The organism is Pseudomonas sp. 5.2 (assembly GCF_059025405.1).
Genome location: NZ_JBYBHH010000003.1, coordinates 243,407 through 265,950, shown reverse-complemented (window position 1 = coordinate 265,950; position 22,544 = coordinate 243,407). Strand labels below are relative to the sequence as shown.

The following is a 22,544-nucleotide window of genomic DNA, read 5'->3' as shown; positions in this document are numbered from 1 at the left end:
CGAGGTTCGTATGGAACTGTCTGAAATTTCTCCAGTCAGGGTGTGCTCAAGGCCAAAGCACTTCTTTAATCATCTGTAAGGTTGTCCACATGAAAGCTCTTCGTAATTGCCTCTTCGCCGCGCTGCCTTTCGTAGCCCTTTCGGGTTGCGCGAATTTTGAGCAAACAATGCAGGAAATTCAGAAGGCGACCGCGCCAGTAGCCATCGATCAAAGCCTTGCAGAAATCTGCCGTGTCACGAAAGAAAACAAGGTTCGCGCAAACAGCCTGTACCGCGGCAAGACCTTCTCCACCAACGGTGAAGTCGCCATGATCAATCAAGGGCTCGAGGCGTATCGGGTAGTGCTGAGCGTTGGCGACGTGGATATCCACGCTGAATCGACCAACACCAGCATGGTCAATGCGCTCTCCGTTGGGAAAAAATCGAATGTTTCCGGTGTCGTGACACTGGTCGACTACGACTATAAGAACTGCCACATCTCGCTCAAGAACGCGACGTTCTGAAGGTGATGCCAGGCTGCGGCGCTCTTGTTTGCAGGGCGCTGCGGCATAGCCTGCGTAGCATCCGCGCGCCCCTGTCACCATCAGTCGGCGTACCGGCAAGCCCTAGTAACCTGCTCTATAGTCACTAGCGCGGCACAGGCAATGAGCCAGGCCGTCTAGCCGATGACAGGGAGGTCGTCTGATGGCGCGCCAGGCTAATGCGCCCCTGCCAGCATGGGTGCGCGACACCTGCGGTGATCCGCTCAAATGCGCGTTATGGGCTGCCAGCCTCGTTGCTTTTATCTGGATGGCGCTCAATAACGACAGCCACCACGATCTTGAATCGTTCTGTATTTCCGGCTCGCCCTCGATGCTGACCGAGGGATGGCTGAACCTGCGCCTCTATTATTCCAGCATGGACATCGCCGTTTTCACCGGTGCGGTGGGGCTGATGCTGGTCGCGATGATGCTGCCCGCGCTGCAGGGGCCATTGGCGCATCTGTGGCATCAATCAAGGCCCTACCATCGAGCGCCCGCTGTCGCGGCATTTCTGCTGGGGTATTTTGGCGTGTGGCTGGCGGGCAGTTCACTGCTGTTGATGATTGCGCTGTTGCTGGTTTCTTTCGCCGGCTCGCAACTCGCAGCAGGGTTGCTGGCGCTGATAGGGGCAGGGGGGTGGCAGTTGTGCGCGTTCAGGGCGCGTTGCCTTCTGCGCTGCCATCGGCCCGCCAGCGTCGCCAACCCATTGGTCAAGGGGGCGCTGCATGGGGTGTGGTGCTACGCCACCTGTTGGCCGTTGATGCTGATCGCATTTTGCCTGCCGTCTGTTCACCTGCCCGTGATGATCGCCGGTGCAATCATTATTGCCTATGAGCGTAGGGACCGACAGCGTTCAAGCGCCTGAGCGCAGCACCCGAAGCCAGGCTTAGGATGCTGCGACGGCGGTGGCTCAGTAGGTTTCCAGTTTGAATGGCACGTCAGCGGCTACAGCGTTGCTGCTATTGAGCAGTTTGGCCCCCTCTGGCCGTTTGAGCACCGTGTCACGGGTCTGTACTTCCACTTCGATTGTGCCTTCATCAATCGCCGAGTTGTCGGCGTTGAGTGGCAGCTTGAAGGTAGCGGTGGCTTCCAGATGGGTCTGGCAGTTCATGCAGCCTTCGACATGCCAGCGGCTGAGAATCGGCCGGGTACCCAGGTATTCGCGCTTGCCATCGACCTTGGCGTAGGCGCTGATCAGGAACGAACCGCGGATCTTGCCCCGGTTGATGCGGCTGATGCGCAAGGTCTTGCCAGCGGGTTGCACGGCCTCGGCCTTGAACAGCAACGGCTTGTTGGGTTGGGCGTAGGCGTCCAGCGAGCCTTTGCCATAGCCATAGCCCAGCTGGGTTTCGATGTTGAAGCAGTCACGGGTGGTGAAAGGGCTGCCGTCGGCCTTCACGAACGGGTCAAGCGTAGTGTCCAGGCTCAGGATGGCATTCGGGTCCAGGCCTGCTGCACCTGCTGGCGGTTGCACGCCATCGGGCTTGTAGTAGCTGGCGCCGGGATCGGTGGCATCGATGCTGAATTCATCAGTTGCGCCTTGCCGACGCTGCCAGGTCCAGAACACATAGTCGATGAAGCAGTGGTGGAAGAAGAAGATCGGGTCCAGGCCGGCGGTCTCGTTCTCGCCCATGTCGCCGTTGGCACCCGGGATCGCCGAATTGTTGCCTTGCCCCGGGTAGTCGAAGCCGCCGACGGCCAGGTGCATGAAGTTATGCGGCTCTTCCAGGGAGACATGGTGAGTGCCCGCTGGGTCAGCCTTGTTTTTCGCGGCGGCCGACGTGGTATTGGAGAACAGGGTGTAGGTGGGCGCGTCCAAGCAGTTTTCGAAGCGGGTGAACACCTCGCCACGCCACCTGCCACCGATCTTGATCTTGCCGCTCAGCCAGGTACTGATGTTGCTATTGAGGTAGCCGATGTTCTGCTCTGGGTCTGGGAATTGCGCGTTATGGGCGTCGGTCTTTGCGCGGTCCTCATCAGTGCCCACCAAACCGGACAGCGGGTAACGCACTGTCTCGTAGCCTTCCGGCTTGCTGTAGATGATCGGCGTGTCCTCGACCTCGTCGGTGATGGCTTTCGGGAACACGAAGGAGCGCAGAGGGTTGTCGATTTTCTGGCCGTCGAGCTCGAAATATTCTTGGGTCAGCGCCGACGGGATACCGTTTTCCCGTGATGCATCGCTGCATTCATCCCAGAACGGCAAGGTCACGTCTTTGCAGCCGGGGATGCTGCGCAACGCCTCTTCCAGGCGCCAGAGGTAGGCGCGGTGCCAGCTTGGGAACAGCACCGTCCCGTGCTGGCAGTAGCCGCCCCACCAGTTGGGGTCGGTCTTGCCCTTGTCACGGAATGGCTCGCCATGCAGGCCGCCGAGGGTGAAGAAGGAGTTTGGGTCGTTAGCGGGAAGATCCTTGATGCCCTTCCAGGCGCGGATCAGATTCTCAAGTTCTGCTTTTTTGCCTTGATCGTAGTCAGCCTGGATATCGCTGAGCGAACGACGTACACGCGGGGTGGATGACATGGTGAACCTCCTTGTTGCCACTGGTCCCGAAAACTCGGGGGTTTACTGCTCCATCGTCCAGCATATCCGGGTTGTAAAAATCTGCCTGGGAGGGCGCCAGACGGTTGATCTCCGTATCAACCGTGCCAGCACCGGCCCCTGTGGCCGAGGTTTTGTCAGATCTGCATCGCCATCCCTTCCACATTCATCGCCGCCTGGCGCAACGCCTCGGAGCGGGTCGGGTGCGGGTGGCAGGTGAGGGCGATGTCCTCTGCCGACGCCGAGAACTCCATGGCTACGCAGAATTCACCGATCATCTCACTGACACTCGGGCCCACCAGGTGCACGCCCAGTACCTCGTCGGTGTTGGCATCGGCGAGCACCTTGGCGAACCCTTCGGTCTCGTGGTTGATCTTGGCGCGGCTGTTGGCGGTGAAGGGGAACTTGCCCACCTTGTAGGCGCGGCCTTCGGCCTTGAGCTGTTCTTCGGTCTTGCCGACGCTGGCCAGCTCGGGGCGGGTATAAATGACACCGGGGATCAGGTTGTAGTTGACCTCATGGGCCTTGCCGGCGATGCGCTCGATGCACGACACCGCTTCATCTTCAGCCTTGTGCGCCAGCATCGGGCCTGAGGTGACATCGCCGATCACCCAGATGCCAGGCACCGAGCTGCGGTGATGATCGTTGCTCAGCATGCCGCGCTTGTCGGTCGCCAGGCCTACGCTTTCCAGGTTCAGGCCCTGGGTGTAGGGGCGGCGACCGATGGCCACCAGCACGTAGTCGGCCTGCAAAGTTTGTGCGTCGCCACCGGCGGCGGGCTCCAACGTCAGGCTGACGCCGTCGGCCGACGAGGTGGCCTGGGTGACCTTGCTGCCGAGCTTGAAGCTCATGCCTTGCTTGGCCAAGGCCTTCTGCAGGGTCTTGGCGGTTTCTTCATCGGTGCCCGGGCAGATGCGGTCGAGGTATTCGATGACAGTCACTTCGCTGCCCAGGCGGCGCCATACCGAACCCAGCTCGAGGCCGATGACGCCGGCGCCGATGACGATCAGGTGCTTGGGCACCTGGGGCAGGGACAGGGCACCGGTCGAATCGATGATGCGCTGATTGTCGATGGTCACGCCTGGCAGGGGCGTGGGCTCGGAGCCGGTGGCAATGACGATGTCCTTGGCGTGAAGGGTGCTTTCGCTGCCGTCCTCGGCCTTGACCACGACTTTGCCAACGCCATCCAGACGCCCCCAACCCTTGACCCAGTCGACCTTGTTCTTGCGGAACAGGTACTCGATGCCCTTGGTCAGGCCGGTAACGCTCTCGTCCTTCTGCTTCATCATCTGGGCGAGGTTCAAGGTGGGCTTCACTTCGATACCAAGGTGGGCGAACTCCTCGCCGCTGGCGGCCTCGTACAGCTCGGATGCATGCAGCAGCGCCTTGGACGGCATGCAGCCGACATTGAGGCAGGTGCCGCCCAAGGTCGAGCGGCCTTCCACACAGGCAACGGTCAGGCCCAGCTGGCCTGCACGGATTGCCGCGTTGTAGCCGCCAGGGCCACCGCCGATGATCACCACGTCATAGGATTTCATGGGTTCAACTCCAGGATGAAGAAGCGCGAGAGGGGCACAAGGTTAGTCTGTGCGTTTAAAGTTGTATACAATCTGCGTGTCTTTCATGTCTGTTTGTTCTAGACCATCGTCGTGTAAAGCCCAAAATCGGCACCAATGAACTACCCTGATCCGGAGGCGTCCGAAATTATGAGGCGTGACGCCCCGTTACCTGAAGGGAGGGTCATTGATGCTTGCGCAACTTCCACCTGCGTTGCAGAGCCTGCACTTACCTTTGCGTCTGAAGTTGTGGGACGGCAACCAGTTCGATCTTGGGCCCAGCCCGCAAGTCACGATCCTGATCAAGGAGCCTCAACTGATCAGCCAGCTGACCCACCCGAGCTTGAACGAGCTGGGTGAGGCTTTCGTTGAAGGCAAGCTGGAGCTTGAAGGCGATATCGGCGAGGTCATTCGGGTATGCGACGAACTCAGCGAGGCGCTGCTGAGTGACGACGAGGACGCTGTTCCACAGCGTACCGCCCATGACAAACACACCGATGCCGAAGCCATTTCCTACCACTACGACCTGTCCAACGCGTTCTACCAGCTGTGGCTGGACCCGGACATGGCTTACTCCTGTGGCTACTTCCGTGAGCCAGACAACACCCTGGCTCAGGCCCAACAGGACAAGTTCGATCACCTGTGCCGCAAGTTGCGCTTGCAGGCCGGCGACTACCTGCTGGACGTCGGCTGTGGCTGGGGCGGCCTGTCACGCTTCGCCGCGCGCGAATACGGTGCCAAGGTATTCGGCATTACCTTGAGCAAGGAGCAACTCAAGCTGGGCCGTCAGCGGGTGAAGGAGGAAGGGCTGGCCGAGCAGGTCGACCTGCAGATCCTCGACTACCGTGACCTTCCCCAGGATGGGCGTTTCGACAAGGTGGTCAGTGTCGGCATGTTCGAACACGTGGGGCATGCCAACCTGCCGTTGTATTGCCAGAAGCTGTTCGGTGCCGTGCGCGAAGGTGGCTTGGTGATGAACCATGGCATCACCGCCAAGCATGTGGATGGCCGGCCGGTAGGGCGGGGGGCAGGGGAGTTCATCGACCGTTATGTGTTCCCCCATGGCGAGCTACCCCACCTGTCGATGATCAGCGCGAGCATCTGTGAAACAGGGCTCGAGGTGGTCGATGTAGAAAGCCTTCGCCTGCATTACGCCAAGACCTTGCACCACTGGAGCGAAAACCTGGAGAACCAGCTGCACCGCGCCGCGGCCATGGTGCCGGAAAAGACCTTGCGTATCTGGCGGCTGTACCTGGCCGGTTGTGCCTATGCCTTTGAGAAGGGCTGGATCAACCTGCACCAGATTTTGGCTGTGAAGCCCTATGCCGATGGTCACCATGACCTACCTTGGACCCGCGAGGACCTTTACCGCTGAACGTCCAACCTTTGTAGGAGCAGCCTTGCGCTGCGAAGAGGCCGGTGCAAGCACCATCGATTGCGGGTGCCTGCACCGGCCTCTTCGCAGCGCAAGGCTGCTCCTACAAAGAATTGAGCTGCGCCCCAGATCTTGGGCACCTGTCCATTATCTGCCGTGATTTCCCGGGCTTGATCAAAGTCACGCAGCACCACGTTCTGGTGCACAAAGCCCGTGCACCAGATCCTGGCTGTGAAGCCCTACGCCGATGGTCGCCATGTGACCTGCCTTGGACCCGCGAGGATCTTTACCGCTGAACATCCAACCTTTGTAGGAGCAGCCTTGTGCTGCGAAGAGGCCGGTGCAAGCACCATCGATTGCGGGTGCCTGCACCGGCCTCTTCGCAGCGCAAGGCTGCTCCTACAAAGAATGAGTAAGCTTGAAACTCAACTCAAAGAATCGGCGAGATCAACCGGGCTATTCGCATCCCAAGCTGTTGCAGCCGATGGGTATCGAGACTGTCTTCTGGGGTGATTTCCCGGGCTTGATCAAAGTCACGCAGCAGCATCTGTTCGACCTGGTCGGCGAACACGCGATCGACGGTCAGCAAGGTGATTTCGAAGTTCAGGCGGAACGAACGGTTATCCAGGTTCGCACTGCCGATCGCGCTGACCTCGTCATCCACCAGTACCACCTTCTGGTGCAGAAAGCCCGGCAAGTAACGGAACATGCGCACACCGGCACGTACCGCTTCGAAGGCAAACAGGCTGGAGGCGGCGTAGACGATCCGGTGGTCGGGCCGTGACGGAATGAGGATGCGCACATCCACACCGCGCAGAACCGCCAGACGCAACGCGGCAAAAACGGCCTCGTCCGGGATGAAGTAGGGGCTGGTGATCCACACCCGGCGTGTCGCCGAATGGATCGCTTCGAGGAAGAACAGCGAGCAGGTTTCCTGTGGGTCTGCCGGCCCGCTGGCGAGGGCTTGGCACAGTACGCCGTTCTCCGGGTAGGTGTCGGGCAGGATCAACGGCGGCAGCTGGCGCGTCGCCCAGTACCAGTCTTCGGCGAACGACTCCTGCAAACAGGCCAGTACCGGGCCACCGATCTGCACATGGGTATCGCGCCAGGGCGACAGTTGCGGGTGCTCACCCAAGTACTCGTCACCCACGTTGTGCCCGCCGATGAAACCCGTCAGGCCATCCACTACGACGATCTTGCGGTGGTTGCGGAAGTTGACCTGAAAGCGGTTGAACCAACCGCGGCGTGTAGCGAAGGCATGAATCTCCACGCCACCGTCACGCAGTACCTGGCTGTAGCTGGCTGGCAAGGCATGGCTGCCGACACGGTCATACAAGACGAAAACCTTCACGCCTTCAGCCGCTTTGCGCAACAGCAACTGCTGCAGTGCCTTGCCCAACGTGTCGTCGTGGATGATGAAGAACTGTACCAGCACCACGTCGCGGGCTTGATGGATGGCGGCGAAGATGGCATCGAAAGTCGCCTTGCCGTCAATCAACAGCTTTACCTGGTTGTTCGCCAGGCAAGGCATACGCCCAAGCTTGGGCATGGCGCGCAGGGCGGCATAGCTTTCCGACTCGCGGGCGGTGAGGGCCTCTTCTACCCAGGGGCGCCAGTTCAGGTTGGCCATGGCCACGTGCATTTCCTGGTTGGCCTGGCGCCGTGCCTTGATGTAGGCGTAGAAGGAGCGGGCACCGAAGATCAGGTAGGGGATGAGCGTCAGGTAGGGAATGAAGACCAGGGGCATGGCCCAGGCAATCGCACCTTGGGCGGTGCGCACGGTGAACACTGCATGCAGTGCGGCGACAATGCCCAACAGGTGAATCAGGCCGAGCACATAACCGAAGAAGTAGGGGCTGTGGTAATCCATATGCATCCTGCTTGCCGAGTACACTGTGGGTAACAGAACACGTTCCAGGTGCGGCTTGCAACCTGCAGCTGGATTTGGCGTCTAAGCCTCAGCCCGGCCCGTTGGCCGGTTTTTTCCAGGAGCGTTCGTCCATGAAGATTCGTCTGCCACTGTTGGCGTTGGCCCTTGGCCTGAGCAGCCCATTGGTGCATGCACAGATGTTGCAGCCCGGCTTGTGGGAGCTGACCACCAGCAACATGCAGGTCGATGGCAAGCCGTTACCCGACATGGAGTTCATGCTCGGCCAGTTGAAAAACCTGCCGCCAGAGCAGCGCGCCATGATGGAAGGGGTGCTGGCAAAACAGGGTGTGACAGTGGGGGGCAAGGGCGTGCGCTCGTGCCTGACGCAAGAGCAGGTGGCAACCAACGATATCCCGCTGCAGGACCCGAAGTCGGGTTGCACGCAGAAGATTACCGACCGCACCGGTAATGTCTGGAAGTTCCAGTTCAGCTGCCCCAAGGCTCAGGGCACTGGGCAGGCTACCTTCCTCAGTGATAAGGAATTCACCACCCAGGTCAGTGGTACATTCAACGCATCGGGCGTGCAGCAGCAAGGCAGCATGAACACCCGAGCCGTCTGGTTGGGCAATGATTGTGGCGCGGTCAAACCGCGCACGTGAGGTCCCATTGCCATTGGCTGGTGGCGACTGCGTCGTGGGCATGCAGGCTCTCTGCATGTTCCACGCGCAGCTTGAAGGCCGTGGCCCACTCTATTTGTCGCAATGATTGATGCAGTCGCCGAGCGGCGTCTTCGCAGAACATGAGGTTCTGCCCGTTGGCCAACGCGAACGCCTGTTCGTCCGCGCGTTTAACCGCCGTTTGCACAGCCGTTCCCAAACTGGTCTCAACACCGTCGATCAACTCGGTAATCGGCAGCGCTAGCAAATTACGCTTCAGGCGCACGTGAATTTTTGCGCTACTGCGTTGGCTATGGGGCGTCGCAACGATGCCCTGGCTGCTGCCCAGCCACTCCAGCATGCTGTCTTTATCCAACTGCCCCTGTGCAAAGTCCTCCTGAAACTGCTGCTGAATCAGCTGCCTTGCGAGTGCTGCCGAGCACGGGCACGTCGATGAGTAAGGCACAGAAACAAATAGTTCCACGTGGAACACTTCACTTTCGATGCGGGCATCGAGGGTAATCGGATAGCTTTTCCAACCTGCCAATGGGCTGATCAGAGCTGGCCGTTTCAGCAGGTGCTCGAAGGTTAGGCGCAGATAGGCAGCGGAAGAGAGCCCTTCATGGCTGCTCAGAAAATCTGCCAGTAGCTGACGAATCGCTAAGGGAGTGAGTGGTTGATGCTCCAGTGATTCCAATGCCAAGTACAGGCGCGACATGTGGATACCACGTGAGCTGCCGTCCACCAGGCTCACGCCCGCGTCGACAGTGGCAGCGGCTATGCGACCTTCGAATTGCACAGGCACAGCGATCCCGCACATACCTACCCAGTCGAGGGGCAATGCATACTGTTGAGCTTGTGCGGCAATATCGGGAAGCGAGAGTTGGGTCATGTGTGATTCCAAACGAAAAGATCAGCGGCAACCGCCAATCAAGCTGCAGTGCAGGTTGAAGCGCTGCCCATTGGAGCTGGACACCCGGTTCAACGTGGTCCAGCCGATACGGCGGCTATAACCCACCCAAGCCTCGCCGTCGCTGGCCAAGCCGGTGTAGAAGGTCAACCCACCATAGCGGCTGTTGGTTTGCGCCCATGAACGGCGGCTCACGTGCTCATAGCCACGCAGATAGAACGTGCTGCCTTCAGTGCGCACACTGTAGTAACTGCCCTTGCCATCCTGGCAGGCCAACAAGGTCGCGCTGCGGGTACACAGTGCCAACGGGTTGCTCTGTGGCATGGCTAGCAGCGTTGCGGGCATGGCCAGCAACAGCATCAGCACAGCGCGTGGAGGCTTCATTTTCATCTCCGGCGATCACTCTTCCGACGAGAACAGCTTGGCGAAATTGTATTGTTACTTTATAACATTATGCAATGCATCGTTTCGAATGCGTCTGCCTGAAGAGGTTTCGCCATGCCCAACCGTCTCCCCGTTACCGTCCTGTCTGGCTTCCTTGGCGCCGGCAAAAGCACCTTGCTCAACCATGTACTGCGTAACCGCGACAACCTGCGCGTCGCGGTGATCGTCAACGACATGAGTGAAATCAACATCGATGCCAGCGAGGTGCAACGCAACGTCAGCCTGAACCGCGCAGAAGAAAAACTCGTCGAGATGAGCAACGGCTGCATCTGCTGCACGCTGCGCGAAGACCTGCTCGAGGAAGTGGCGCGGTTAGCCGAAGAAGGGCGCTTCGATTACTTGCTTATTGAGTCCACCGGCATATCCGAGCCGCTACCGGTGGCCGAGACGTTCACCTTTCGCGATGAACAGGGCCGCAGCCTGTCCGACATGGCCCGGCTGGACACCATGGTCACGGTGGTCGATGGCCTCAACTTTATGCGCGACTACCAGGCAGCGGACAGCCTGGCCAGCCGTGGCGAGACCCTGGGTGATGACGATGAGCGTTCGATCAGCGACCTGCTGATCGAGCAGGTCGAGTTCGCCGACGTGTTGCTGTTGAGCAAGATCGACTTGATCAGCCAGCACGAACGTGAAGAGCTCACGGCCATTTTGCGCAGCCTCAACGCCAGGGCGCAGATTGTGCCCATGGTGATGGGGGAGGTACCGCTAGCGCGCATCCTCGACACGGGCCTGTTCGACTTCGACCAGGCCGCACAAGCCCCCGGCTGGCTGCAGGAGTTGCGTGGCGCGCATGTGCCGGAAACCGAAGAGTACGGCATCGCGGCCAGCACCTGGCAGGCGAGGCGACCACTTCATCCACAGCGCTTTTTCGACTTTATCCACAAGCCCTGGAGCAACGGCAGGCTGCTGCGTTCGAAGGGTTTTTTCTGGCTTGCCAGCAAGTATCAGGAGGCCGGTAGCTGGTCTCAGGCGGGGGGCATGATGCGCCATGGCATGGCCGGTCGCTGGTGGCGATTCGTACCGCGTGAACAGTGGCCGCAGGATGTGGATAACGCCGAGGCGATACTGAAATACTGGACTGTGGAGACGGGTGACTGCCGCCAGGAATTGGTGTTCATCGGGCAAAATATCGACTTCGAAAAGTTATCCACAGAGCTTGAACGCTGCCTGTTGACGGATGCAGAAATGGAATTGGGCCCGATGGGTTGGTTGCGTCTGCCCGATCCATTCGGCCCTTGGCATGAAGAGGCGGCAGCATGAACCCTGCCCTCAGGCCTGTGGATATCTTTCAGGTGTTCGGTGATTCGCCCCAGGTGCTGACCGAGGTTCTACAGGACGGCGTGAACCTGGCGGTATGGCGTCGGCGCTTGCCGGCCCAGCTGGAGGATTTTGCACAGCTGGTTATCAGCCTCGGCCAACCCTTGGCTGACCAGCGCGTAATCGATGTGGACGAACAGCAGATGCCGGCGTTGACCGGCCTGTTGCGCGAAGCTGCCGACCTGCAAGGCTATGAGAGCTTCGTCGCCGATGTCAGCTGGCTAGTGGCTGCCTATACCTGCCTGCTCGGCGCGCGCCGAGTGGGCCTGCGCCTGCGTGTGCTGCAAGGGCCGATGTGCCCGCGCTTCCATGTGGACCACGTGCCGGTGCGCTTGCTTACCAGCTATGCAGGCGCCGGTAGCGAGTGGCTGAAAGAAGGCGCTGTGGATCGGCGCGAACTACACCAGGCCGTGCCACCTGTGGATAACATTCAGTGCCTGCAGGCAGGCGAAGTGGCCGTGCTGAAAGGCGAAAAGTGGCAGGGAAACGAGGGCGCTGGGTTGGTTCATCGCTCCCCCTCCGGGCGCCAAGGGCGCTTGTTGCTCAGCCTTGACTGGCTGGCGTGACGGCGCATAGTGAGGCGAACCTCCAGCCTGAAGCCATGCCATGTTGCAGAACATCCCTACCCACGTGATTGCCGGCCCATTGGGCGCCGGCAAGACCACGCTCTTCCGTCATTTGCTGGCCCAGCGCCCGGCCGGTGAGCGTTGGGCCGTGTTGATCAATGAGTTCGGCCTGGTGGGGCTCGATGCCGCCTTGCTAAGCCGCGACGAGGACGGCATCGCCATCGGTGAAGTCGCTGGGGGCTGCCTGTGCTGTGTTAATGGCATGCCGTTCCAGGTGGGCTTGGGCCGGCTGTTGCGCAAGGCCCGACCTGATCGATTGTTCATCGAGCCCTCCGGCCTAGGCCATCCGTTGCAGTTGCTCGCTCAACTTCAGCAAGCGCCTTGGGTTGGAGTGCTGACAATCCAGCCATTTCTCATGGTTGTAGATGCCCAGAAAATGCTCCGCGACGAGCCGCTTCCAGAGGCTCAACTGCACGCTTTCGAGGCTTCCCAGACAGTGGTTTTCAACAAATCAGAGGCTGTGGATGAATATCATAGGTTGTTGATAACTAAGAGATTTCCACAAAAAGATATTCTTTGGACAAGCCAGGGGATGCTGCCCATTTCGCGGCTTCCGATTTCATCCACAGGGGGTATTTCGCCGCCAGATGTGGATAACAGGATTGTCGACAATCTGGGAAATACGCCTGCAACCCTATGGAATAAGCCCAATGAGCCAGTCTGCAGTGCGCAGCAAGGGGAGGGAGGTTGGAGTATTGGCTGGCGCTGGCATCCCAGCCAGCAATTTTATCCACAACGCGTATTAGCGTTTTTGCACGCCTGGCCGTGGCGCCGTGCCAAGGGAGTTATCCACACAGGGCAAGGTTGGCAGTCTTTCAATGGGCTGGACGGGGTGCTGCCGCAGTGGCAGCCGAGCGACTGGCGCAGGGATACGCGCATCGAGCTGATTTTTGATCACGCTCAACCGCAGCCGGCCTTGGAGGCCGGCTTGAAGGAATGCCTTATGCGTTGATCAGCGCCAGCGGTTGTGCTCTTGGCGCCACTGCTGCATCTCGATCACATTGTCAGTGCGCGGTGGCGTCTTGATCTCGAACGGGTAGGGCGCCAGTTCGATCTGCACGCTGTGGGCGCCGAACTGGGTGACGGTGCCGGGGTGACGCTGCTCACCCGTCACGGTGAACTCGAAGGCATAGATGCGCGCCAGGCGCTTTTTGCCGTTGGCGTCACGGACAAAGGCGATGCGCTTGAGGGCAACGGCATCGTCGAGCAGTTCGAGGTCGAGCTTGGCGCAATGCTGCTTGACCCGCTCCAAGGCTTTCTCGCGCAACCCATGGTTGTGCCACAACCAAGCGCCTGCCGTGGCGACCAGCATCAGGACGAAGAGATTCTCCAGGGTCAACATTTGCGTATGCTCCAAACAGGTCGAACCAGCTTAACTGCGTCCCTGGCCTGTCGTACAGGTGGCAATCGAGTTCATACTGCGCTGCGCACAATCCTTGAAACAGCTTTGGAAATCTCCCGCATGAAACGTACCCCGCACCTGCTCGCCATCCAGTCACATGTGGTGTTCGGCCACGCCGGCAACAGCGCCGCGGTGTTTCCCATGCAGCGTATTGGGGTCAATGTCTGGCCGCTCAATACCGTGCAGTTTTCCAATCATACTCAGTATGGCCAGTGGGCAGGCGACGTGCTTGCTCCAGCGCAAATTCCTGCGTTGGTGGAAGGCATTTCCAACATCGGCGAGCTGGGCCACTGCGATGCGGTGCTTTCTGGCTACCTGGGCAGTGCCGAACAGGGGCGGGCGATCCTGGCGGGGGTCGAGCGCATCAAGGGCGTGAACCCCAAAGCCCTGTACCTGTGCGACCCGGTCATGGGCCACCCCGAGAAAGGCTGCATCGTGCCGCAGGAAGTGAGCGAGTTTCTGCTTGAAGAAGCGGCCGCCCGGGCCGACATCCTTTGCCCTAATCAGCTGGAGCTGGACAGTTTTTGTGGCCGCCGTGCGCAGTCGCTGGAAGATTGCGTGCAGATGGCGCGCAGCCTGCTCGCGCGCGGGCCGAGAGTGGTGCTGGTGAAGCACCTGGCGTATCCCGGGCGCGCCGAGGACCAGTTCGAGATGCTGTTGGTGACCGCCGAAGACAGCTGGCACCTGCGCCGCCCGCTGCTGGCTTTCCCGCGTCAGCCGGTGGGCGTGGGCGACCTGACGTCCGGCCTGTTCCTGGCCCGTGTGCTGCTTGGCGACACGTGGCTGCAGGCATTCGAGTTCACGGCCTCGGCAGTGCATGAAGTGCTGCTCGAAACCCAAGCCTGTGCCAGCTACGAACTGCAGCTGGTGCGGGCCCAGGATCGTATCGCCCACCCGCGCGTGCGCTTCGAGGCGCAGCGCTTGGCGCTTTAAACGGCGTCGGTCTTGAGGTCCTGGTAGCGCTTTTCCAGCTCCTGGCGGATTTGCCGGCGTTGCTGGCCCTGCAGGAACCGGCGCTTCTCCTCGCTGCTGTGCGGTTGGCGCGGCGGCACCGCTACCGGGCGGCGGTTGTCATCGACCGCCACCATGGTGAAGAAGCAGCTGTTGGAATGGCGTACCGAGCGTTCCCGGATGTTTTCGGTCACCACCTTGATGCCCACCTCCATCGAGGTGTTGCCGGTGTAGTTGACCGATGCGAGGAACGTCACCAGTTCACCCACGTGTACGGGTTCACGGAAGATCACCTGGTCGACCGACAGGGTCACCACGTAGCTGCCGGCGTAGCGGCTTGCACAGGCATAGGCGACTTCATCCAGGTACTTGAGCAAGGTGCCGCCATGCACGTTGCCGGAGAAGTTGGCCATGTCCGGGGTCATCAGGACGGTCATGCTCAGCTGGGCGTTTCCAGGTTCCATAGTGTGCTCACGGTGAGGTTGCGCTGAATCGGGGCGGGTATCTGCTGACACGTTCTGTTTCCCCTCTTTGAGTTTGCCTGCCTGGTACGGGACGTTGGCTGATGCGCCATGGTCACGCTGATCACGCCATCGGCGGCGGTTTACCTGCCGATCTGTTTCTACATATTGCACCGGCGTTATGCGGCGGGGTGCGATGTTAACCTGAGTACGCCCATGCAACATGGGCTTTCCTGCATTCAATACAGTATGTACTTGCTGCTCGCTCGGTTTGCCTTGGCAGAGGAGCGGTCTGCCCGGGCATTCGATAAAAGGAGTATCGCGCCATGCATGCCATCAGCTTCATCCAGGACCTGGCAGTGATCATGCTGGTTGCCGGGGTGGTCACGATTCTCTTCCACCGCCTCAAGCAACCCGTCGTGTTGGGCTATATCGTCGCCGGCTTCATCATCGGCCCACACACACCGCCGTTTGGCCTGATCCACGATGAAGACACCATCAAGACCCTCGCCGAGCTCGGGGTGATCTTCCTGATGTTCTGCTTGGGGCTCGAGTTCAGCCTGCGCAAGCTGTTCAAGGTCGGCGCCACAGCGTTTATCGCGGCGTTCCTGGAAATCGTGCTGATGATCTGGATCGGGTTCGAGATCGGTCGCTGGTTCGGTTGGAACACCATGGATTCGTTGTTCCTCGGCGCAATCCTGGCGATCTCCTCGACCACCATCATCGTCAAGGCGCTCAACGACCTGAAGATGAAGAACGAGCGCTTCGCTCAACTGATATTCGGCGTGCTGATCGTCGAGGATATCCTCGGTATCGGCATCATCGCCTTGCTCTCGGGCATCGCCGTCAGCGGCACGGTCAGCTCTGGCGAGGTGTTTTCCACGGTCGGCAAGCTGTCGCTGTTCATGATTGTCGCGCTGGTCATCGGCATCTTGCTGGTGCCACGGCTGTTGGCCTATGTGGCGAAATTCGAAAGCAACGAGATGTTGCTGATTACCGTGTTGGGCCTGTGTTTCGGGTTCTGCCTGCTGGTGGTGAAGCTGGAATACAGCATGGTCCTGGGCGCCTTCCTGATTGGCGCGATCATGGCCGAGTCGCGCCAGCTGCTGAAGATCGAGCAATTGATCGAGCCGGTACGTGATCTGTTCAGCGCCATTTTCTTTGTCGCCATCGGCCTGATGATCGACCCTCAGGTACTGATCGACTACGCCTGGCCGATCGTGGTCATCACCTTGGCGGTAGTACTTGGCAAGATGCTGTCCTGTGGCATGGGGGCGTTTATCGCGGGCAATGATGGCCGCACTTCGTTGCGTGTCGGCATGGGGCTTTCGCAGATCGGCGAGTTCTCGTTCATCATCGCCGCGCTGGGCATGACCCTGCAGGTCACCAGTGATTTCCTTTATCCAGTGGCGGTTGCTGTTTCGGCCATTACCACGCTGCTGACGCCTTATCTGATCCGTGCGGCCGACCCCCTGTCATTGAAGCTGGGTAAGGTGGTGCCGAGCCGTCTGGCGCGTGTGCTGTCGCTGTATGGCGAATGGTTGCGCAACATTCAGCCGCAAGGTGAGGGTGCCATGCTGGCAGCCATGATCCGCCGCATCCTGTTGCAGGTTGGCGTTAACCTGGCGCTGGTGATTGCCATCTTCTTCAGCGGTGGTTACTTCGCTGGGCGCATTGGCAACTGGCTCAGTGAGTGGTTCACCGATGTCAGCCAGCAAAAGGCGATGATCTGGGGGGCGGCATTGCTGCTGTCGCTGCCGTTCCTGATTGCGGCCTATCGCAAGCTCAAGGCGCTGTCGATGCTACTGGCGGAAATGGGCGTTAAGCCTGAAATGGCGGGGCGTCACACCCAGCGTGTGCGGCGTGTGATTGCCGAGGTGATCCCGCTGCTGTCGCTGCTGGTGATCTTCCTGCTGTTGTCGGCGCTGTCGGCGAGCATCCTGCCTACCAGTGAACTGTTATTGGTCATTGCGGTGGTGGCGGCAGTGGTGGTGGCTTTGCTGTGGCGTTGGTTTATCCGCGTGCACACGCGCATGCAGATTGCCTTGCTGGAGACGCTGGAGAACAGCCGCGAGAATTCGCACTGAGGAGGTAATGCTCCCTGCGCAAGATTTCACCGTCGTCCGAGGGGATGGAGCGGTAGCGATGTCGCCAGGCGCAGAAAGCCTGGCGATTTTAATCGCATTAATGGCTATGAGCCATTGTTTTTCCTGGCGATATTTCTGATGCTTTTGTAGGAATAATCAGCTTTCCAGCCAGACGTCCCGCGCCCAGTGCCAGACCGACTCCCAACTGTCTTCAAGGACGATTTCTTCTTCGGCGTCCCACAGCACGACAGTGCCGTCTTCTTCCACGCAGTAATAGTTATCACCGTCCTGGCAGATCGGGATCAGCTCGCGCGGCACGCCGGCATCCCACGCATTGGATGCAACATCCGGCAGGTAGGTATGCGACTGCGGGTCGGTGACCGTGACCGGTTCCAGGGAGCCGTAGACCACATCACTGACGGTCAGCAGGAACTCCTTGAACACGAAGGGAATGTTGATGAACAGCTGCTCTTCGATTTCTACCAGCTGATCTTCATCGGGAAGCTCCAAAGGTACCGGTACCGGCTCATTGGCTTCACGGAGTTGTTCGATCACTTCTTCCACGGTTCACTTCCTCTTACCTGATGACAACGCTGCGCGTTATACCCTAGTAGCCCACTGTGGCAAAAGCAAAAACCCCGGGACAAGGCCCGGGGTTTTTGTAGTGCGCCTGTCGGTTAGCCGTTTTGACGGATACCGGCGACCAGCCAAGGCTGGTTCTCGCCCTGGGCGCGAACCATGTGCCAGCTTTCGCTGAACACTTCGCCCTGGTCGAAGCGCGAGGTCTTCGACACGCCACGGAAGGTCAGGGTGGCGTCGGTACGGTCGGCGCGGTCGTCTACACCGTCCAGCTGCACTTCGAGGTTGTCGATGTAGGTGGCCTGGAAGCCATCACCCAACTCGGCACGTTCGCGCTTGAGGAACTCGAGCATCTGCGGCGTGACGAACTCGGCGATCTTGTCCATCTCGTTGGCATCCCAGTGCTGCTGCAGCGACTGGAAGTGGCTTTGCGCGGCAGCCAGGAAGCTCTGCTCGTTGAACCAGGCCGGTGCGTTGATCACCGGAGCGGCTGCAGCGGCAGGTGCGGCCGAACCACCGAAGACCGACGGCTGGGCAGGCTGTGCGTGGGCTTCACGCTGGAACGGCGCATGGCCCGGTGCGGCCATTTGCGGCTGCTGCTGGCGGCGACGCGCGGCAATGAAGCGGAACACCAGGAAGGCGATCAGGCCCATGATCAGGAAGTCCATGATCTGCATGCCCTGGAAGCCGTCACCCATGAACATGGAGGCCAGCAGGCCACCGGCGGCGAGGCCGGCCAGTGGGCCCAGCCAGCGCGAAGCACCGCTGGCGGCAGCCGGTGCACGGCCTGGCGCGGTCGGCGCGGCGGCAGGCGTGGTTGGCGTGGCCTGACGGGTCTGGTGAATAGGCGCGGAGCCCGAGCTCTTGCCGCCGCCGAACCGCTTGGCGTTGGCGTCCAGGCTCAGCGTCAAGCCGACGCAGAGCGCCAGAGCGATGCTAAGAAAACGTTGCATAAGTGGGATATCCCCTGTTGTGGATTGCACGCGCGTCATGGTGCACAGGTTCCCGGGCACATGACCAGCGACATAATGTTTCGAGCTTTTGCCTGAATGTTACAAGGCGGTGCCTACACCGCCTCGAGCTTGGCGTACCCCAGCATCAGCCACTTGCTGCCTTCGGCAAAATTCACCTGCACACGTGCTTGGGCGCCAGAGCCTTCGAAGTTGAGGATAACCCCTTCGCCGAACACCGCATGCTGCACCCGCTGCCCGAGATTGAAGGCGGTCTGCGGAATGTTGGCATTGGCGAACAGGTTGCTGGTGGTGGCCTTCGCCCCGCCGAACGGGCGGCTGACGCTGTTGGACAGGCGCACTTCCTGGACCAGGCCTGCCGGAATCTCGCGTACGAAACGCGACACCTTGTTGTAGGTCTCGCTGCCATACAGGCGACGTGTCTCGGCGTAGGTCATGACCAGCTGGCGCATCGCGCGAGTAATGCCCACGTAGGCCAGGCGACGTTCCTCTTCAAGGCGGCCAGGCTCTTCCAGGCTCATCTTGTGCGGGAACAGGCCTTCTTCCATGCCCACCAGGAACACGTAGGGGAATTCCAGGCCTTTGGCGCTGTGCAAGGTCATCAGCTGAATGCTGTCTTCATGCTCGTCGGCCTGGGTATCGCCCGCTTCGAGCGACGCGTGGCCAAGGAAGGCGGAGAGCGGCGAGAGGTCGGCGTCTTCGTCGCTGGACTCGAAATTGCGCGCAGCGCTGACCAGTTCCTCAAGGTTTTCTACCCGTGCCTGGCCCTTTTCACCCTTTTCTTCCTGGTGATAGAGGATCAGGCCGGACTGTTCGATGGTGACCTGGGTCATGGTATGCAGTGGCATGTCCACAACCTTGGCGGCCAAGCCCTCGATCAACTCGATGAACGCCCCCAGGGCGCTGGCGGCGCGGCCCTTGAGGGCTTTGGCGGCGATCAGTTGGCACATCGCCTCCCACATCGACAGCTGGCTGTGGCGGGCGTGGTCGCGGATGGCTTCGACGGTTTTTTCGCCGATACCGCGCGGTGGCACGTTGATGACCCGCTCCAGCGCTGCATCATTGCCACGGCCTTCGAGCAGGCGCAGGTAGGCCATGGCGTTCTTGATTTCGGCACGTTCGAAGAAGCGCTGGCCGCCGTAGATGCGGTACGGAATGCGTTCGCGCAGCAGGGCTTCTTCCAGCACGCGCGACTGGGCGTTGGAGCGGTACAGAATGGCGATTTCGTTGCGCGCATTGCCTTGCTTGATCAGGCTCTCGATGGTTTCCACCACGTAGCGCGCTTCATCGTGTTCGTTGTAGGCCGCGTACAGGGTCAGCGGTTCGCCTTCGCCCATGTCGGTCCACAGCTCTTTGCCCAGGCGCCCACTGTTGTTGGCGATCAAGGCGTTGGCTGCCTTGAGGATGCCGCCGGTGGAGCGGTAGTTCTGCTCCAGGCGGATCATCTCGGCGTCGGGGAAGTCGGCTGTGTACTGGTGGATGTTTTCGATCTTGGCGCCGCGCCAGCCGTAGATCGACTGGTCGTCGTCACCCACCGCCATCAGGCTGTCGCCACCGCGCGCGAGCAGGCGCAACCAGGCGTACTGCACGGCGTTGGTGTCCTGGAACTCGTCCACCAGCACATGACGGAAGCGCCGCTGGTAATGCTCCAGCAGGCCAGGGTGATCGCGCCACAGGTCCAGGGCACGCAGCAGCAGCTCGGAGAAGTCGATGACCCCGGCGCGCTCACAGGCCTGTTCGTAGGCGGTGTAGACGTCGCGCATGGTCGACAGGAACAGGTCACCGCCGGGCTGGATATGCTGGGGGCGCAGGCCTTCGTCTTTCTGCCCGTTGATGAACCACTGCGCCTGGCGTGCTGGCCACTTCTGCTCATCGAGGCCAAGCTCGCGCATCACCCGCTTGACCAGGCGCTGCTGGTCATCGCTGTCGAGAATCTGGAAGTTCTGCACCAGCCGGGCTTCCTGCCAGTGCGCGCGCAGCAGGCGATGGGCCAGGCCGTGGAACGTGCCCACCCACATGCCCGCCGGGTTTATCCCCAGCAACTGCTCGATCCGCTGGCGCATTTCTGCCGCGGCCTTGTTGGTGAAGGTCACCGACAAGATCGAGTGCGGCGAGGCCTGCTCGACCTGGATCAGCCAGGCGATGCGGTGCACCAGCACGCGGGTTTTACCGGAACCGGCGCCGGCAAGCACCAGTTGACGCCCGAGCGAGGCGGCTACGGCCTGGCGTTGGGCGTCATTGAGGGAGTTCAGCAGGAGGGAGAGGTCATCTGTGCGCATCGGGCCATTCTAGGGCGAGGCAAGGGATGGGGCAAACGTCTACTGTATAAATGTTCACCCTGCAGGCCCACCGTTCATCCGAGTGCCCGAGCAAGGGCCTGCCTTAAAGGCAGGCCGGGTGCTCAGTAGGTCACCATGATCTCGCTGATGCTGGTGATCAGGGCGCCATCGTGAAAGATGTCTACCTTGGGGATGTTGCTGTGGTCGCCTGGCATGTTGAAGCTCACCGGCTTTTGCGTGACCACCTGTGGATAAATGCCTTGGTCGGTTTCGAGCGTCAATTCAAGTGCCAGCGCGAAGGACTTGTCTTGTATCTTGCGCAGGCTCAGGGTCGGGTGGATACCGGGGTGGCCAACCATGACGCTGCCAGATACGCGAAATGCGGTAGCGCCAGGCATGTTGTCCATTTGGGCAACCCAGCCTTTGGTGTCGAGGGTCATGTTTCTGTTCTCCGAAGTTGCGCGACGAAGTGCCGCGTGAGCACAGGGTCATGCACCCACGAACATCATCGCAGCCAGAAACAGTTCAGCTGTGCCAATGCCTGCCCTGGTGCGCCAGCAGGCTGTTGGCCTGCTCAGGCCCGTTACTGCCAGCCGCGTAGGGGCGTGGAGCCTGGAAGTGCTCCTCCCAGCCCTTGATGATCGGGTCGATCCAGGCCCAGGCCGCTTCGACCTCATCGCGGCGCATGAACAGCGTCGAATCACCCTCCAAAATGTCCAGCAACAGCCGTTCATAGGCGTCCCAGCGGCGCGTTTGGCCAAATACCTGAGCCAGGTTCAGGTCCAGGTCGACCGGCTCCAGGCGCATGCCCTTGCCAGGGCTCTTGGTCATCATGCGCAAGCTGATACGTTCTTCAGGCTGCAGCTGGATCAGCAGTTGGTTGACCTGGCCGCCGTTGAACAGCTCGTGGGGCACTGGCTTGAACTGGATGACGATCTGCGACGAGCGCCGCGCCATGCGTTTGCCGGTGCGCAGGTAAAAGGGCACGCCGGCCCAGCGCCAGTTATCGATGTGGGCCTGCACGGCAACGAAGGTCTCGGTGTCGCTGTCGTTGTCCACGTCTTTTTCGAAGTAGTACGCCGGCACTTCCTGCCCGCCGATGCGCCCGGCGCCATATTGGCCGCGTACGGTGGTGTCCTGTACGTCCTGGCCGGTGATCGGCTTCAGGGCACGTAGAATCTTCACTTTCTCGTCCCGCACCGCCTCGGCCTCGAACTGCGCCGGCGGCTCCATGGCCACCAGGCACAGCAACTGCAGCAGGTGGTTCTGCAGCATGTCGCGGGTCGCGCCAGCGCGGTCGTAGTAGCCGCCGCGGTTCTCTACACCCAGGGTTTCGCAGACGCTGATCTGCACATGGTCCACCTGGCTGTTGCGCCAGACCGGCTCCAGCAGGGCGTTGGCGAAACGCAGGGCCATCAGGTTCTGCACGGTCTCCTTGCCCAGGTAGTGGTCGATGCGGAACACCTGGGCTTCCTCGAACACCGCGCCAATCGCTTCATTGATGGCCGTGGCGGACGCGTGTGAATGGCCGATCGGTTTTTCCAGCACGATACGGGCCTCGGGGTCGGCCAGGCCGGCGATGCGCAGGTGGTTGGCGATGGGCACGAACAGGTTGGGGGCGGTGGCCAGGTAGAAGATCCGCGTCAGCCCGCCGGGTTCGCCGAGGTAGCGTGCCAGGCGGCCGAAGTCGGCGCTTTGCGCAGCGTCCATGGCGAAGTAGTCGAGCCGGGCGGAGAACCGCTGCCAGACCTCTTCGTCGAAGTCATTACGGGCAATCTGCGCCCGGCAGTGGCGCTCGGCGAGCTTCAAGTAGTCGTTACGTGGCAGGTTGCGCCGCGCCAGGGCGATGATCCGCACGGCGTTGTTCAGGCGAGCCTCGCGAAACAGGTGATAGAGCGCTGGAAGCAGTTTGTGCAGGGCCAGATCGCCGGTACCACCGAAGACCAGAATGTCGCAAGGAATAGTCAAACCACCACTCTCCACGTTCGTTTAACTGGGCG

General features: G+C 60.6%; 21 protein-coding genes. 9 read left to right on the top strand and 12 right to left on the bottom strand.

The window, feature by feature from the left end; all coding sequences use genetic code 11:
* The first annotated feature begins 89 nt into the window (after window positions 1–89).
* Both AC5PZ0_RS07020 and AC5PZ0_RS07015 read left to right on the top strand, forming a co-directional pair.
* On the top strand, window positions 90–503 hold the full coding sequence (locus AC5PZ0_RS07020) for a hypothetical protein (RefSeq protein ID WP_081717437.1): 414 nt from the start codon (window positions 90–92) through the stop codon (window positions 501–503).
* Between the two features lie 181 nt (window positions 504–684).
* Complete coding sequence (locus AC5PZ0_RS07015) at window positions 685–1,386, top strand: copper chaperone (RefSeq protein ID WP_493854582.1); 702 nt, start codon at window positions 685–687, stop codon at window positions 1,384–1,386.
* Window positions 1,387–1,431: 45 nt separating this feature from the next.
* On the opposite strand, the gene AC5PZ0_RS07010 is transcribed toward AC5PZ0_RS07015, so the two are convergent.
* Together AC5PZ0_RS07010 and lpdA are read right to left on the bottom strand one after the other, a co-directional pair.
* Complete coding sequence (locus AC5PZ0_RS07010) at window positions 1,432–3,039, bottom strand: tyrosinase family protein (protein WP_493854581.1); 1,608 nt, start codon at window positions 3,037–3,039, stop codon at window positions 1,432–1,434.
* A 155-nt stretch (window positions 3,040–3,194) separates the two neighbouring features.
* A complete protein-coding gene (gene lpdA, locus AC5PZ0_RS07005) occupies window positions 3,195–4,595 on the bottom strand; it encodes a dihydrolipoyl dehydrogenase (protein ID WP_085272144.1) in 1,401 nt (466 codons plus the stop codon).
* Between the two features lie 208 nt (window positions 4,596–4,803).
* On the opposite strand from lpdA, the gene cfaB reads away from it, so the two are divergent.
* Window positions 4,804–5,988: a C17 cyclopropane fatty acid synthase CfaB gene (gene cfaB, locus AC5PZ0_RS07000; protein WP_027592085.1), complete on the top strand. Its 1,185-nt coding sequence runs from the start codon at window positions 4,804–4,806 to the stop codon at window positions 5,986–5,988.
* Window positions 5,989–6,418: 430 nt separating this feature from the next.
* Here the strand turns inward: cfaB and cls are convergent, their stop codons facing one another.
* Window positions 6,419–7,858: a cardiolipin synthase gene (gene cls, locus AC5PZ0_RS06995; RefSeq protein ID WP_027592086.1), complete on the bottom strand. Its 1,440-nt coding sequence runs from the start codon at window positions 7,856–7,858 to the stop codon at window positions 6,419–6,421.
* Between the two features lie 131 nt (window positions 7,859–7,989).
* Here cls and AC5PZ0_RS06990 point away from each other — a divergent pair, with 131 nt between their 5' ends.
* Window positions 7,990–8,517, top strand: a complete 528-nt coding sequence (locus AC5PZ0_RS06990) for a DUF3617 domain-containing protein (protein ID WP_099430837.1) — start codon at window positions 7,990–7,992, stop codon at window positions 8,515–8,517.
* Here AC5PZ0_RS06990 and folE2 read toward each other — a convergent pair.
* Window positions 8,501–9,406, bottom strand: coding sequence for a GTP cyclohydrolase FolE2 (folE2, locus tag AC5PZ0_RS06985; protein WP_493854580.1), 906 nt, complete (start codon window positions 9,404–9,406; stop codon window positions 8,501–8,503). The genes AC5PZ0_RS06990 and folE2 overlap by 17 nt on opposite strands.
* 21 nt (window positions 9,407–9,427) lie before the next feature.
* Window positions 9,428–9,814: a glutamine synthetase gene (locus tag AC5PZ0_RS06980; protein ID WP_493854579.1), complete on the bottom strand. Its 387-nt coding sequence runs from the start codon at window positions 9,812–9,814 to the stop codon at window positions 9,428–9,430.
* Window positions 9,815–9,922: 108 nt separating this feature from the next.
* Between AC5PZ0_RS06980 and zigA the strand changes: the two genes are divergently transcribed.
* The 3 genes from zigA to AC5PZ0_RS06965 are packed head-to-tail and all read left to right on the top strand — an operon-like array spanning window position 9,923 to window position 12,766.
* Window positions 9,923–11,131 carry a zinc metallochaperone GTPase ZigA gene (gene zigA / locus AC5PZ0_RS06975; RefSeq protein ID WP_493854578.1) on the top strand — a complete coding sequence of 403 codons (1,209 nt, stop codon included), beginning with the start codon at window positions 9,923–9,925 and terminating at the stop codon, window positions 11,129–11,131.
* Window positions 11,128–11,754: a DUF1826 domain-containing protein gene (locus AC5PZ0_RS06970; RefSeq protein ID WP_493854577.1), complete on the top strand. Its 627-nt coding sequence runs from the start codon at window positions 11,128–11,130 to the stop codon at window positions 11,752–11,754. The genes zigA and AC5PZ0_RS06970 overlap by 4 nt, the downstream gene beginning before the upstream one ends.
* 40 nt (window positions 11,755–11,794) lie before the next feature.
* Window positions 11,795–12,766, top strand: coding sequence for a CobW family GTP-binding protein (locus AC5PZ0_RS06965; RefSeq protein WP_493854576.1), 972 nt, complete (start codon window positions 11,795–11,797; stop codon window positions 12,764–12,766).
* Here the strand turns inward: AC5PZ0_RS06965 and AC5PZ0_RS06960 are convergent, their stop codons facing one another.
* Window positions 12,767–13,156 carry a DUF3301 domain-containing protein gene (locus tag AC5PZ0_RS06960; RefSeq protein WP_027592093.1) on the bottom strand — a complete coding sequence of 130 codons (390 nt, stop codon included), beginning with the start codon at window positions 13,154–13,156 and terminating at the stop codon, window positions 12,767–12,769.
* Between the two features lie 120 nt (window positions 13,157–13,276).
* On the opposite strand from AC5PZ0_RS06960, the gene pdxY reads away from it, so the two are divergent.
* Window positions 13,277–14,149, top strand: a complete 873-nt coding sequence (gene pdxY / locus AC5PZ0_RS06955; protein WP_085272148.1) for a pyridoxal kinase PdxY — start codon at window positions 13,277–13,279, stop codon at window positions 14,147–14,149.
* On the opposite strand, the gene AC5PZ0_RS06950 is transcribed toward pdxY, so the two are convergent.
* Window positions 14,146–14,631 (bottom strand): acyl-CoA thioesterase, encoded by a 486-nt coding sequence (locus AC5PZ0_RS06950; RefSeq protein ID WP_027592095.1) that lies wholly within the window; start codon window positions 14,629–14,631, stop codon window positions 14,146–14,148. The genes pdxY and AC5PZ0_RS06950 overlap by 4 nt on opposite strands.
* Window positions 14,632–14,954: 323 nt before the next feature.
* Between AC5PZ0_RS06950 and AC5PZ0_RS06945 the strand changes: the two genes are divergently transcribed.
* Window positions 14,955–16,715 (top strand): cation:proton antiporter, encoded by a 1,761-nt coding sequence (locus AC5PZ0_RS06945; protein ID WP_099430831.1) that lies wholly within the window; start codon window positions 14,955–14,957, stop codon window positions 16,713–16,715.
* A gap of 156 nt (window positions 16,716–16,871) precedes the next feature.
* Here the strand turns inward: AC5PZ0_RS06945 and AC5PZ0_RS06940 are convergent, their stop codons facing one another.
* The 5 genes from AC5PZ0_RS06940 to zwf all read right to left on the bottom strand — a co-directional run bounded on the left by AC5PZ0_RS06940 (window position 16,872) and on the right by zwf (window position 22,512).
* Window positions 16,872–17,279 carry an SMI1/KNR4 family protein gene (locus AC5PZ0_RS06940; RefSeq protein ID WP_099455749.1) on the bottom strand — a complete coding sequence of 136 codons (408 nt, stop codon included), beginning with the start codon at window positions 17,277–17,279 and terminating at the stop codon, window positions 16,872–16,874.
* Window positions 17,280–17,392: 113 nt separating this feature from the next.
* Window positions 17,393–18,247 carry a Tim44 domain-containing protein gene (locus tag AC5PZ0_RS06935; protein ID WP_027592098.1) on the bottom strand — a complete coding sequence of 285 codons (855 nt, stop codon included), beginning with the start codon at window positions 18,245–18,247 and terminating at the stop codon, window positions 17,393–17,395.
* 113 nt (window positions 18,248–18,360) lie between these two features.
* On the bottom strand, window positions 18,361–20,544 hold the full coding sequence (gene uvrD / locus AC5PZ0_RS06930; RefSeq protein WP_099430829.1) for a DNA helicase II: 2,184 nt from the start codon (window positions 20,542–20,544) through the stop codon (window positions 18,361–18,363).
* Window positions 20,545–20,666: 122 nt separating this feature from the next.
* Window positions 20,667–20,984, bottom strand: coding sequence for a hypothetical protein (locus AC5PZ0_RS06925; protein ID WP_027592100.1), 318 nt, complete (start codon window positions 20,982–20,984; stop codon window positions 20,667–20,669).
* An 85-nt stretch (window positions 20,985–21,069) separates the two neighbouring features.
* Complete coding sequence (zwf, locus tag AC5PZ0_RS06920) at window positions 21,070–22,512, bottom strand: glucose-6-phosphate dehydrogenase (protein ID WP_027592101.1); 1,443 nt, start codon at window positions 22,510–22,512, stop codon at window positions 21,070–21,072.
* Window positions 22,513–22,544 lie beyond the last annotated feature (32 nt).